This is a genomic window from Arthrobacter sp. UYEF20 (assembly GCF_040546335.1).
Taxonomy (GTDB): domain Bacteria; phylum Actinomycetota; class Actinomycetes; order Actinomycetales; family Micrococcaceae; genus Arthrobacter.
This window is the reverse complement of record NZ_JBEPNP010000009.1, coordinates 160,314-172,968: the sequence shown is the minus strand read 5'-3', so window position 1 is coordinate 172,968 and position 12,655 is coordinate 160,314. Positions and strand designations below refer to the sequence as shown.

Sequence of the window (12,655 nt, the reverse complement as noted above, 5' to 3'; positions counted from 1 at the left end):
TCAGCACTCGATCACGTTTACGGCGAGGCCCCCGCGGGAGGTCTCCTTGTATTTGGTTTTCATGTCCGCTCCTGTCTCACGCATGGTTTTGATGGCCTTGTCCAGTGACACCTTGTGGCTGCCGTCCCCGTGCAGGGACAGCCGCGCGGCGTTGATGGCCTTCACGCTGGCGATCGCGTTCCGTTCAATGCAGGGGATCTGCACCAGGCCGCCCACCGGATCGCAGGTCAGCCCGAGGTTGTGTTCGATCCCCACTTCGGCGGCGTTTTCCACTTGCTCCGGCGTGCCGCCGAGGACCTCACACAGCCCGGCCGCCGCCATGGAGCAGGCCGAACCCACCTCGCCCTGGCAGCCCACTTCGGCGCCGGAGATGGAGGCGTTGATCTTGAACAGAATCCCGACGGCGGCCGCCGCCAGCAGGAAGCGGACCACACCGTCGTCGTCGGCTCCCGGAACAAACTTGACGTAGTAGTGCAGGACAGCAGGCACGATGCCCGCCGCGCCGTTCGTGGGGGCGGTGACAATGCGCCCGCCGGCGGCGTTTTCCTCGTTGACCGCGAGTGCGAACAGGTTCACCCATTCCATGGCGCGGAAGGGGTCGGTGACGCCGGTGTCAGCGGTCAGCGTGCGGAATAACGACGGCGCCCGGCGCCTGACGTTCAGGCCGCCCGGAAGGATCCCTTCCGCGGCGCAGCCGTTGTCCACGCATTCGCGCATCACCGCCCAGAGTCCCAGCAGCTTTTCGCGGAGTTCCGCTTCGCTGCGCCACACCAGCTCGTTGGCGAGCATCACGTCGGAGATGGACATGCTTTCGCGGCTGCAGATCGCCAGGAGTTCGTCGGCCGTGGTGAAGGGATAGGGGAGCACGGTGGCGTCGGCCACCACGCGGTCGCCGGCGTCGGCATCCCCATCCACCACAAAGCCGCCGCCGATGGAATAGAAGCTCCGTTCGCTGAGGACGGCCCCGGCGTGGTCCAGGGCGCGGAACGTCATGCCGTTGGGGTGGGCGGGCAGGGACTTGCGCCGGTGCAGCACCACGTCCTCGTCCCAGTTGAAGTCCACACGGTGGTCCCCGCAGATCCTGAGTTCGGCATCGAGCGCGGCGGCGGCCACCTGGTCGTCGGCGGTGGAGGTGTCCACCGTCTCCGGATCCAGCCCCTGCAGGCCCAGCACCACGGCCTTATCTGAGCCGTGGCCCCGGCCGGTGGCACCCAGCGAGCCGAACAGCTCGGCTTGCACACGGGTGGTGGAGCTCAGGAGTCCGCCGCCTTTGAGGCCGTCGGCGAACAGCTTTGCCGCCCGCATCGGGCCCACCGTGTGCGACGACGACGGCCCGATGCCAACCGAGAATAGGTCCAGGGCGCTGAGCGCCATCAGGGCACCTCGGGGGAAGCGAACTCCCTCATGGCGTCCAGGAGCCACCGGCCCAGGAAGTCCGCGAACGAGGCGCGGGGGAAGAGCCGGAAGCTTTCCTCCCCGGTCCTCTGCAGGATGACCGGGATGTTGCCCACCTCGGTGGCCAGGGCTGTTCCCGGGGTGAAGCTGCGCGGGTGCAGGTCCAGGGCGCAGCCCTTTTCCAGGACCGCCCGGGCGCGCGGGCCGGTGAGTTCAAACGTGGTGCGGTTCGCCGAGAGGTCCACTACTTGGCCCGGCGCGTCGCCCAGCGCGGCCACGAGGGAGCCGATGAGGTCACCGCCCAGGGAATCGTGGGCCTCTTCGGGTGCCACCACCAGGAACTCGGCGGGTCCCAGCCAGAGGACGCTGACGCGGTCCGTGCCGCCCACGTCGCCACAGCGTGCCGGCAGGCCGCCGGCCACGGCGGCGATCCGCGAACCTTCCTCGGAGCGGGGGTCCACGCGGACGCCCGCCATGGTCTGGAACGGGCCCTCCTGCAGGACAACCTTCCCCGGGACGGAGCCAGCCTCCAGGGCCGCGGCCAGGTGGGAGGCGGGGCTGCGGCGGATGTCCCGCAGTCCGTTAATGCCGTCGAGTGCTGCTGTGTTAGCCATCTTTGCGGGTCCCTTCGGGGTCAAAAAGTACGGTTTCTGCGACGACAACGTCCACCAGTTGGTCGCCGGCGGCGGCCACCAGGGTCTCGCCGATGCGGTTGCGGCCATTCTTGATCAGTGCCAGCGCGAAGGACCTGCCCAGCGCGGCGCTGTGGTAGCTCGAGGTCACGAAGCCCTGCATGGGAACCGGGCCGTAGGCGGGGTTCGTGGGGATCCCCTTCTCTACGAGTTGGGTGCCTTCGGGCAGCCGCAGCGTCCCGTCCACGGGCAGCACGCTGACCAGGTGCTTGCGGTCCCCGCGCTGGGCGTCGGCCCGGGCGTAGGAGCGCTTGCCGATGAAGTCCTTGGCCTTCGACACCACCCATTCCATCCCGGCGTCCTGCGGGGTGACCGTGCCGTCGGTGTCCTGGCCGACGATCGGGTAGCCCTTCTCGGCCCGGAGCACGTGCATGGTTTCGGTGCCGTAGGGGGTGATGTGGAATTCGGCGCCTGCGGCGGCTACTGCTTCCCAGGTGTTCAGTCCGTACCAGGAGGGTACGTTGATTTCGTAGGCCAGTTCGCCGGAGAACGAGATCCGGCAGACCCGGGCCTGGACGCCGGAGGCGAGGGTGGTTTCGCGGAAGGTCATGAACGGGAAGTTTTCTGCTTCCAGCCCGCCGTCCGCTGCCAGCTCCGGTGCCAGTTTGGCGAGCACCGCCCGGGATTTAGGCCCGACGACGGCAATGGTGGTCCACTGCTCGGTCACGGAGGTGCAGTGCACATCCAGCTCCGGCCATTCGGTCTGCAGCCATTCCTCCAGCCAGTCCAGCACCTTCGCGGCGCCGCCGGTGGTGGTGGTCATGAAGTACCGGTCCTCAGCGAGGCGCAGCGTCACGCCGTCGTCGAAAATCATGCCGTCCGCCATGCACATCACGCCGTAGCGGGCCGAGCCCGGTGCCAGCTTCTTGAACGCGTTGGTGTAGATCCGGTTCAGGAACTCGCCCGCGTCCTTGCCCCGGATTTCGATCTTGCCGAGGGTGGTGGCGTCCATGAAGCCCACGGATTCGCGGACGGCGGCGCACTCCCGGAGCACGGCCGTGTCCATGTCCTCCCCGGCCTGCGGGTAGTACCAGGGCCGCTTCCACTGCCCCACATCCTCGAACCGCGCCCCCTGCGCGACGTGCCACGGGTTGATGGACGTGACGCGGGCGGGGTCGAACAGTTCGCCGCGCTGGCGTCCGGCGAGGGCCGCGAACGCCACCGGGGTGAACGGCGCCCGGTAGGTGGTGGTGCCGATGTCGCCGATACTGTGTGTGCCATCGGCGGGAGGTGCTTCGCCGGCCTGCCGGAGGGCGGCGGCGATGACGCCGATCGCGTTCACGCCGGAGGTCTTGCCCTGGTCGTTGGCGGTGCTGATGGAGGTGTAGCGCTTGATGTGCTCCACCGAGCGCATGCCGGCGCCGGTGGAGCGCAGGACGTCGGCCACCGACTGGTCGCGCTGGAAGTCCACAAAGTGGTGGTGCCAGTCGTCCGGCGTGCCGGCCTGCCCGGGGACCAGCCAGAGCTGCCGGGTCGGGGCTGAGGCCTTCGGCTCGCCGAACCGGGAAGGCTCGACGGCGGATTCGAAGCCCGCCGCGATGGCGGCCGCCGCTCCGGCGGAGATGCCCTCGGCGAGGCAGTCCCGAAGTTCGAAGCTGCCCCGGCCGGAGCCGATGGTCTGCTGGTTCGGTACCACGGTGCTTGGCACAAAGGCCGCCAGGTCCTCGTCCCAGCGGAGTTTGCCCTGCCGCTGCGAGTGGAGGTGGACCAGCGGGCTCCAGCCGCCGGAGACTGCCAGGAGATCGCAGGCGATCTCCTCGACGCCGGAGGTGAGTTCGCCGTCGTCGTTGATGCTGCGGACGGTGACGCCGTCAAGGCGTCCGTCGGCTGTGTTTGTTCCGGCGGCGGTGGCGGCCACGGCGCTGCCGATCAGCACCCGCGTGCCGGCTTCGACGGCGGCAGCCGCCACCTCGGTCAGCGCGGGACGAGCGTCCACCACAGCCTGGACCTTGACGCCGGCGGCGCGCAGGTCCGCGGCGAGGGCGTAGGCGCTGTCGTTGGTGGTGCTGATGACCACGCGCTGCCCGGCGGCGACGGCGTAGCGGTTGAGGTAGCTGCGGACGGCTGAGGCGAGCATGATGCCGGGGCGGTCGTTGTTTTCGAAGACGAGCGGCCGTTCGTGCGCGCCGGGGGCCAGCACCACCTGTGCGGCGCGGATGTGCCAGATCCGCTGCCGGGAAACGCCGGGGGCGGCCGGGCTGGACAGGTGATCCGTGCGGTTCTGGACCGCGATGACGTAGTTGGCATCGTAGGCGCCGAACGCCGTCGTGCGGTTCAGGACGGTGCATTCGGCACCGGACACGAGTTCGGCCTCCACGTCAGCCACCCATTCCAGGGCCGGCCTGCCCTCGATCGTCTCCACGAGGGCCGGGTCGGCGGACCCGGACAGCAGCGTGCCGCCCAGTTCTGGCTGGTCGTCCATCAGGATCACGCGGGCACCGGTGCGGACCGCTTCGCGGGCGGCGGCCAGGCCGGAGGGGCCACCGCCGATCACCAGGACGTCGGTGTGCACGTACTTCTTGTCGTATTCGGCCCGGTCATCCTCAGGGTCCAGGCGGCCCAGGCCGTTGAGCAGGTCCGCCTTCAGACCGTCCACGAGGGTGACGGTGGTGGCGGGGAGCATGGACTCGGCCACGTGGCCAGGGAACCGTGCTTCGATCCTGACCAGTGCGTTGGCTTCCTCCACCCCGGCGGACATGATGCCGCGCGGCCGGTCCTCGTAGAGCGAGTTGCCCGCGTTGATCCGGCCGTTGGCGAGCAGGGCGGAGGCGAGCGTGTCGCCGGGGTGTCCGGTGAATTCCTCGCCGTCCACGGTGAAGCGCCAGGAGATGGTGCGGTCAATGCGTCCGCCGGCGGCGAGGCGCGCGGGCTGCGGCTGAGCGGTCATTAGATTGCTCCTTCCGGGGAAACGGGGCTGCTGACTGTGGGGGCTGTGGTTCCCGTGGCGGGGCGGAGCTGGCCCATCGGGTACACGGCCTGGATGTCATAGGTGACGGTGTCGCGGAGCATGTTGAACCATTGCCGGCATCCGGTGCTGTGCAGCCAGCGTTCGGCGAAGGCGCCCTTGGTGTTGTCGCGGTAGAAGAGGTACTCGGCCCATTCGCGGTCGGTGAGCTCTGCCGGGTTTTCCGGGTAGGCAATGTGGGCCTGGCCGCCGTAGTGGAATTCGGTTTCGTCCCGGGGGCCGCAGTTGGGGCAGGGGATCAGGAGCATGTCCTTACCTCTTTCTAGTGGGCCACGGCGGCGGCGCCGTGTTCATCGATCAGGGCGCCCGTTTCGAAGCGCTCGAGTGCAAAGGGCTTGTTGAGTTTGTGCGGGGTACCGGTGGCGATGGTGTGCGCGAACGTCAGGCCGGCCGCCGGGGTTCCCTTGAATCCGCCGGTTCCCCAGCCGCAGTTGACGAACATGTTCTCCACCGGGGTGGTGCCGACGATGGGGGAGGCATCGAGGGTGGTGTCCACAATCCCGCCCCAGGTCCGGAGCACATGGGCACGGGCAAAGATCGGGAAGAGTTCGACGGCGGCCGCCATCTGGTGCTCGATCACATGGAAGGATCCGCGCTGGCCGTAGCCGTTGTAGGAATCCACGCCGGCGCCCATGACTAGTTCGCCCTTGTGCGCCTGGGAGACGTAGACGTGGACGTGGTTGGACATGACCACGGTGGGGTGGACGGGTTCGTGGAGTTCGGACACCAGGGCCTGGAGGGGGTGGGACTGGATGGGCAGCCGGAAGCCGGCCATCTCCGCGAGCACCGAGCTGTGTCCGGCCGCGCAGAGGCCGACCTTTTCGGTGTGGATGGTGCCGCGGTTGGTCTTCACGCCCACGACGCGGTTCCCGTCCTTCAGGAAGCCGGTGACCTCGCAGTTCTGGATGATGTCCACGCCGAGTTCATCGCATTTGCGGGCGAACGCCCAGGCGACGTGGTCGTGCTTGGCGATGCCGGCACGGGGCTGGTACGTGGCGCCCATCACCGGGTAGCGGATGTTGTCGCTGATGTTCAGGATGGGGCAGAGTTCCTTGACCTGCTGCGGGTCCAGCCACTCCGCGTCCACGCCGTTGAGCTTGTTGGCCCCGACCCGGCGGACGCTCTCGCGGACGTCACCCAGGGTATGGGCCAGGTTCATCACCCCGCGCTGGCTGAACAGGAAGTCGTACTCGAGTTCTTCCGGCAGGATCTCCCAGAGCTTGAGGGCGTGCTCGTAGATCGCAGCGCTCTCGTCCCAGAGGTAGTTGGAGCGGATGATGGTGGTGTTCCGGGCCATGTTCCCGCCCGCGAGCCAGCCTTTTTCCAGGATGGCGATGTTGGTCATCCCGTGGTTCTTGGCCAGGTAGTAGGCCGTGGCCAGTCCGTGGCCGCCGCCGCCCACAATCACGGCGTCATAGGAGGACTTGGGCTCGGGATTGCGCCAGAGGAAGTCCGGGTGCTCCGGAAGCTGGTCCGTGCTCATTGTCCTGCTCCGTTCGGGGTGGTTCCGGCGTTGCCGGAAAGATTCGGGTAAAGCGGGAATTTCTCGGCCAGGACCGTGACCCGGTCGCGGAGCAGCACGGCGGACTCTTCGCTGAGGTCGCCCTTGATGGCCTCGGCGATAATGTCGGCAACCTCGGTGAATTCGGCCGCGCCGAAGCCGCGGGTTGCCAATGCCGGGGTGCCGATGCGGAGTCCGGAGGAGACCATCGGCGGGCGGGGGTCAAAGGGGACGGCGTTGCGGTTCACGGTGATGCCGATCCGGTGCAGGCGGTCCTCGCCCTGCTGCCCGTCCAGTTCGGAGTTGCGCAGGTCCACCAGGACCAGGTGGACGTCGGTGCCGCCGCCCACCACGGAGATCCCGTATTCGGCGACGTCCGGTGCAAGCAGGCGCTCGGCCAGGATCTTGGCCCCTTCCAGGGTGCGTTCCTGCCGGTCCTTGAACTCAGCGGTTGCGGCGATCTTGAACGACACGGCCTTTGCGGCGATGACGTGTTCCAGCGGTCCGCCCTGCTGGCCGGGGAAAACGGCGGAGTTGATCTTGCGTGCCAGGGACTCGCGGCTGAGGATGACGCCTCCGCGCGGGCCGCCCAGGGTCTTGTGCGTGGTGGTGGTGACGACGTCGGCGTACGGCACCGGGTTCGGGTGCAGTCCCGCGGCCACCAGGCCTGCAAAGTGGGCCATATCCACCATGAGGTAGGCGCCCACGAGGTCCGCGATCCGGCGGAACTCCGCAAAGTCGAGCTGGCGCGTGTAGGCGGACCAACCGGCCACGATCAGCCTGGGCCGGTGTTCCAGCGCCAGAGCCTCCACCTCGGCCATGTCCACGGTCATGTCGGATTCGCGCACATGGTACGGGACCACGTTGTACAGCTTGCCGGAGAAGTTGATCTTCATGCCGTGGGTCAGGTGGCCGCCGTGGGCCAGATCCAGGCCCATGATGGTGTCGCCCGGATCCAGCAGCGCGAACATCGCCGCGGCGTTGGCCTGGGCGCCCGAATGGGGCTGCACGTTCGCGGCTTCCGCGCCGAACAGTGCCTTGACCCGGTCGATGGCCAGCTGTTCAATCACGTCCACGTGTTCGCAGCCGCCGTAGTACCGCTTGCCCGGGTAGCCCTCCGCGTACTTGTTCGTGAGGACCGAGCCCTGCGCCTCCATGACCGCGGCAGGTGCGAAATTCTCGGACGCGATCATCTCCAGGGTGGACTGCTGGCGTTCCAATTCAGCGTTTATGGCGGCGGCAACGTCGGCGTCCACCTCGGCGAGGGAACCTGTGAGTGCTTCCAGCATCATCTCTCCTTTGAAAAGTCTGCCCGCGGGCTGATCAACAACTGATCTATAACTGATATATTAGCTGTGGTGCAATAGTATGTTGAACATCACAGCACGTCAATAGCGGCGTTTGTCCCAGTCGAATGCCCTACCGGGCCAGAAATAAGGAGCCCCGATGACCTTGACGCTGGAGAATCAGCCCGTCGCGGGAAATCCGGACTTGTCGCTGGCCGAGCGGGCTTACCGGCATCTGAGGGACAGGCTCATAATGCTTGAGATCCGGCCGGGCGAGGCCATCAATGACGGCCAGCTGGCCGCCGAACTCGGCATTGGCCGCACTCCCGTGCGGGAGGCGTTGAAGCGGCTGGAAAGCGACCACCTGGTGGTCTCCTATCCCCGCAGGGGAACGTTCGCCACGACCGTGGACATCACCGAACTTGCCGACGTCTCGGATGTCCGTGAGCTATTGGAACCACTGGCGGCCCGCCGTGCCGCAACCAACGCCAGCCCAGACATGCGCGCGGAACTCCGCAACGTGGCCCGCACCATCGGCGCCATCGATGCCAAGCCCGCGGACAAGCGCGATGACATCATGCGCGAGCTCATGCGCTACGACCTCACCGTGCATCGCCTGATCTACCGCGCCGCGGGCAATCCCCACCTGGAAGACACCTTGATCCGCTACGACAACCTGGCCACCCGGATCTGGTGCCTCGTCCTGGACAAGGTGCCCTCCGTGACGGGGCACATCACCGAACATGTGGAGTTACTGGAAGCAATTGCCGACGGGGATGCGGACCGCGCCGGTCAGCTGGCTCTGGCGCACGTCAGCAGTTTTGAGCAGGCCGTCCGCAGCGTGCTTTAGCGCGTGCTTGTCTGATGGCCGAGCAGGAACGATCCCAGCTGTGTGTTTCACCTGGCGTGGACTGGGAGTCTGCTCCACGACGATGGCCTCAACCCCGTTCCGTGCCGCCAGCGCACTGGCCTCTCCTGTTCGGCTGTCAATTCCTCCGGATCCGTCAGGACAACTGCCCTGTTCTGCAACGGTGTTGTGTCTATCGCAACCCGAATGACTTCGGCGGTACGGGATCATCTTGCCTGACTAGCGGCCAGTCTTAACCGTCCTCACAGCTTCCACCGCGCAGATATTTACTGCCCCCACCAAAAAACCATTGACTATGGTCCGCATCACTCCTAGTCTGGTGCAACAGCGTTGCGTTCATTGCAACCCCAAAATTCATTGGTGGACATATGAGTAACGAAACAACTTCCACGGCTGCATCGGCGTCATCGCCGCTCGGCGGCCAGCCCGCACCCGTCAACGGCGACGGCATCAGCAAGGACACCCGCCGCAGAGTCATCGCTGCCAGTTTCATCGGCAACTTCGTCGAATGGTTCGACTACGCCGTTTACGGCTATCTGGCCGCAACCATCGCCGTGGTCTTCTTCCCCGAATCCAGCTCCCAGACCGGGCTTCTGCTGACTTTCGCCCTGTTCGCAATATCGTTCCTGGTGCGGCCGCTCGGCGGTTTCGTCTGGGGCCATATCGGCGACAAGGTCGGCCGGCGGACCGCACTCTCCCTGTCAATCCTGATCATGTCCGGGGCGACCTTCTGCATCGCACTGATCCCCGGATACAACACGATCGGCATCTGGGCTCCGATCCTGCTTCTGGTCGTCAGGGTCGCGCAGGGCTTCTCCGCCTCCGGTGAATACGCCGGAGCGTCGGCCTTCCTGGTGGAGTACGCCCCGGCCAACAAGCGCGGCCTGTACGCCGCGGTGGTTCCCGCCAGCACCGCCGCTGGCCTGCTCCTCGGCTCCCTGATTGCGGGCCTGCTGACAGTCCTGCTCAGTTCCGAGGCAATGCAAAGCTGGGGTTGGCGCCTGCCGTTCCTGCTGGCCGCCCCGATGGGACTAATCGGACGCTACATCCGAACAAAGCTCGAAGACACCCCGGTGTTCCGCGAGCTCGCGGCGGAGGACGAGGCCATTAACGCGCCCGTCTTCAGCCTGTTCCGCAACCACTGGCGGCTACTGCTGAGGGCGGTCGGAGCAGTGCTGCTCAACGCCGTCGGCTTCTACGTGATCCTCAGCTACATGCCCACGTACCTGTCCTCGGAACTGGGCCTCGGAAAAACCGAATCGTTCCTGGCAACCACCATCGCGCTGGTGACGTACATCGGGTTCATCTTCCTCACCGGAATGCTCTCAGACCGCTACGGCCGGAAGAAGGTGCTCATCGCAGCATCCATCACCTTCATCGTGCTGACGGTGCCCGCCTTCGCGCTGCTGGGCACCGGGAACTTCCTGGTGATCGTCCTCGTCCAGATCCTGCTGGGCGCCATGCTCACCCTCAATGACGGCACACTGCCGAGCTTCCTGGCGGAAATGTTCCCCACCCGCGTCCGCTACAGCGGCTTCGCGGTCAGCTTCAACCTCTCCAACGCGCTCTTCGGCGGCACGGCTCCTTTCATGGCCACCCTGCTGATAGCGGCCACTGCCAACGATCTGGCTCCGGCCTGGTACTTGGTGGGCGCCGCTGTCATCTCCCTGGTTGCCGTCGCCCTCTCCCGCGAAACCTGCAAAGAACCGCTGCGCCACGAATAGTCCGGCGAGCTCCAAAATTTCCCGATCAAGAAATCACCGAAGAAAGGCACCACCACCATGACCAGCACCGAAATCGAAGCAGTCAATGACGTCACGAAGCTGGACCGCCTCAAGGTCCTGAACAACGGCGAGAAGGTCAGCCTCACGTTCTCCGATGCCGAGTTTGAGCGCCGGCTGTCCGGTCTGCGCCGCATCATGGCGGAGAAGAACCTGGACGCCGTCGTCCTGACGAGCTACCACTCCATCAAGTACTACTCCGACTTCCTGTTCACCTACTTCGGCCGCTCCTACGCCATGGTGGTCACCAAGGACGACACCGTGACCGTCACGGCCAACATCGACGCCGGCATGCCGTGGCGCCGCAGCTACGGCGACAACGTGGTCTACACGGACTGGCGCCGGGACAACTACATCTTCGCCATCCAGGAGGCGCTCCGCACCCGCGGCATCAACCCCCGCCGGCTCGGCGTCGAAGATGATTCGATCCCGCTGGATAACCGCAACAAGATCCAGGCCGCCTTTGAATCGGCCACCCTGGTGGACGTGGCGCAGGCGGCCATGCGCCAGCGGATGATCAAATCGGCCGAAGAGATCGAGGTCATCAAGCACGGAGCCCGCATCGGCGACCTGGGCGGCGAAGCCATCCGCAACGCCATCACCGCCGGGATCACCGAATACGAGGTCGCCCTGATCGGTACCGAAGCCATGGTCCACGAAATCGCCCGGACCTTCCCGGACTCGGAAATCCGCGACACCTGGGTCTGGTTCCAGTCCGGCATCAACACCGACGGCGCCCACAACTGGGCCACCACCCGGAAAATCCAGGAACACGACATCCTGTCCCTGAACTGCTTCCCCATGACCTCCGGCTACTACACCGCCCTGGAACGCACCCTGTTCTATGGTGAACCCGACGCCCGCTCCCTGGAGCTGTGGAACATCAACGTTGAAGTCCACAAGCGCGGCCTCGAACTCATCAAGCCGGGAGCCGTCTGCAAGGACATCGCCGCCGAGCTGAACGAGATCTACGTGGGCCACGGACTGCTGGCCAACCGGACCTTCGGCTACGGACACTCCTTCGGCGTCCTCAGCCACTACTACGGCCGGGAAGCCGGACTCGAGCTCCGCGAGGACATCGACACCGTGCTGGAACCGGGCATGGTTGTCTCCATGGAACCGATGATCACCGTCCTGGACGGCCAGCCGGGCGCCGGCGGCTACCGTGAGCACGACATCCTGGTGGTCGGTGACGACGGAGCCGAGAACATCACGAAGTTCCCCTTCGGCCCGGAATACAACATCGTGGGCGCCTGACCGCCCCTGGCCCGCCAAAAAGCGGCGCCACGTCCAACGTGGCGCCGCTTTTCGGCCCCCATGCGGAATGATGGTAAACACCATGACCCCAGCAGAATCTCCCGAGACCAACGGAAACGGCGACACCAAGGGCACCTCCGTCATCGTCAACGCCATCGCCGTTCTGCGGACGTTCACCGCCGATGAACCGCTGCTCGGAGTCACCGAGATCGCCAACCGTGTCGGCCTGCACAAAAGTACCGTTTCCCGGATCCTTTCCACCTTCGAACAGGAACACCTCGTGGAACGGGACCTGGAAACGCGCCGTTTCCGCCTGGGCCTGGGGCTGATCGCGGTGGCCGGCCCGTTGCTTGCGGAACTCGAGGAACGGCGCGTGGCCTACCCGGTCCTGCGGGAACTCACCGAACAGACCGGCGAAACGAGCGCACTGATGGTGTGGAACGGCGTCGAGTCAATGTGCGTGGAACAGATCGCCAGCCACCAGCAGATCAAACACACCACCCCGCTGGGAGCCCGGTACAAGGACGCCATGAGCGCGTCCGTGCAGGTCTTCCTCTCCGCCGAGCCCGCCGAACGTGTCCGTGCCCTGCTGCGCAGCGGGGCCATCACCTACCCGGGGCTGGATGATGCCGGCCTTGACGGCTACCAGATCAAGCTCAAGGATGTGACCGGCCGCGGGTGGGCTATCAACTACGGTGAATCATCCATCGACGAAGTCGGCGTGGCCGCGCCCGTCCATGACCACCGCGGCGATATCGTGGCCGCCGTCCTCATCCCGGCCCCCCGGTTTCGAGTTTCCCGCGAGCGGCTGCAGAGTCTGGGCGAGGCGTGCGCCGCTGCTGCGCACCAGATCACCACTCGTCTCGGCGGACGTCCGCCCAGGAGCTCAGAGCAAGGCCAAAGCTAGGGC

10 protein-coding genes are annotated in these 12,655 nt (G+C 66.1%); 4 read left to right on the top strand and 6 right to left on the bottom strand.

Translation table 11 applies throughout. The features are described 5' to 3' along the window. The 6 genes from ABIB26_RS12350 to glyA are packed head-to-tail and all read right to left on the bottom strand — an operon-like array spanning window position 1 to window position 7,842. Window positions 1-1,374, bottom strand: a complete 1,374-nt coding sequence (locus ABIB26_RS12350; protein ID WP_354243246.1) for an L-serine ammonia-lyase — start codon at window positions 1,372-1,374, stop codon at window positions 1-3. Beyond that, complete coding sequence (locus ABIB26_RS12345) at window positions 1,374-2,009, bottom strand: sarcosine oxidase subunit gamma (protein WP_354243244.1); 636 nt, start codon at window positions 2,007-2,009, stop codon at window positions 1,374-1,376. The genes ABIB26_RS12350 and ABIB26_RS12345 overlap by 1 nt, the downstream gene beginning before the upstream one ends. After that, a complete protein-coding gene (locus ABIB26_RS12340) occupies window positions 2,002-4,974 on the bottom strand; it encodes a 2Fe-2S iron-sulfur cluster-binding protein (RefSeq protein ID WP_354243241.1) in 2,973 nt (990 codons plus the stop codon). The genes ABIB26_RS12345 and ABIB26_RS12340 overlap by 8 nt, the downstream gene beginning before the upstream one ends. After that, the gene (locus ABIB26_RS12335; protein WP_354243239.1) at window positions 4,974-5,300 is read right to left on the bottom strand and encodes a sarcosine oxidase subunit delta; all 327 of its coding nucleotides are present in this window, start codon (window positions 5,298-5,300) and stop codon (window positions 4,974-4,976) included. The genes ABIB26_RS12340 and ABIB26_RS12335 overlap by 1 nt, the downstream gene beginning before the upstream one ends. Window positions 5,301-5,314: 14 nt before the next feature. After that, complete coding sequence (locus tag ABIB26_RS12330; RefSeq protein ID WP_354243237.1) at window positions 5,315-6,535, bottom strand: sarcosine oxidase subunit beta family protein; 1,221 nt, start codon at window positions 6,533-6,535, stop codon at window positions 5,315-5,317. Further along, on the bottom strand, window positions 6,532-7,842 hold the full coding sequence (gene glyA, locus ABIB26_RS12325) for a serine hydroxymethyltransferase (RefSeq protein ID WP_354243317.1): 1,311 nt from the start codon (window positions 7,840-7,842) through the stop codon (window positions 6,532-6,534). Before glyA ends, ABIB26_RS12330 begins: the two co-directional genes overlap by 4 nt. Window positions 7,843-7,999: 157 nt before the next feature. On the opposite strand from glyA, the gene ABIB26_RS12320 reads away from it, so the two are divergent. From ABIB26_RS12320 to ABIB26_RS12305, 4 genes are all read left to right on the top strand, one after another. Next, window positions 8,000-8,689 carry a GntR family transcriptional regulator gene (locus tag ABIB26_RS12320; RefSeq protein ID WP_354243235.1) on the top strand — a complete coding sequence of 230 codons (690 nt, stop codon included), beginning with the start codon at window positions 8,000-8,002 and terminating at the stop codon, window positions 8,687-8,689. 386 nt (window positions 8,690-9,075) lie between these two features. Next, window positions 9,076-10,431 (top strand): MFS transporter, encoded by a 1,356-nt coding sequence (locus tag ABIB26_RS12315; RefSeq protein ID WP_354243233.1) that lies wholly within the window; start codon window positions 9,076-9,078, stop codon window positions 10,429-10,431. 57 nt (window positions 10,432-10,488) lie between these two features. Beyond that, window positions 10,489-11,745 carry an aminopeptidase P family protein gene (locus ABIB26_RS12310; RefSeq protein ID WP_354243231.1) on the top strand — a complete coding sequence of 419 codons (1,257 nt, stop codon included), beginning with the start codon at window positions 10,489-10,491 and terminating at the stop codon, window positions 11,743-11,745. Window positions 11,746-11,827: 82 nt separating this feature from the next. Continuing rightward, window positions 11,828-12,652, top strand: coding sequence for an IclR family transcriptional regulator (locus ABIB26_RS12305; protein ID WP_354243227.1), 825 nt, complete (start codon window positions 11,828-11,830; stop codon window positions 12,650-12,652). The last annotated feature ends 3 nt before the right edge of the window (window positions 12,653-12,655 follow it).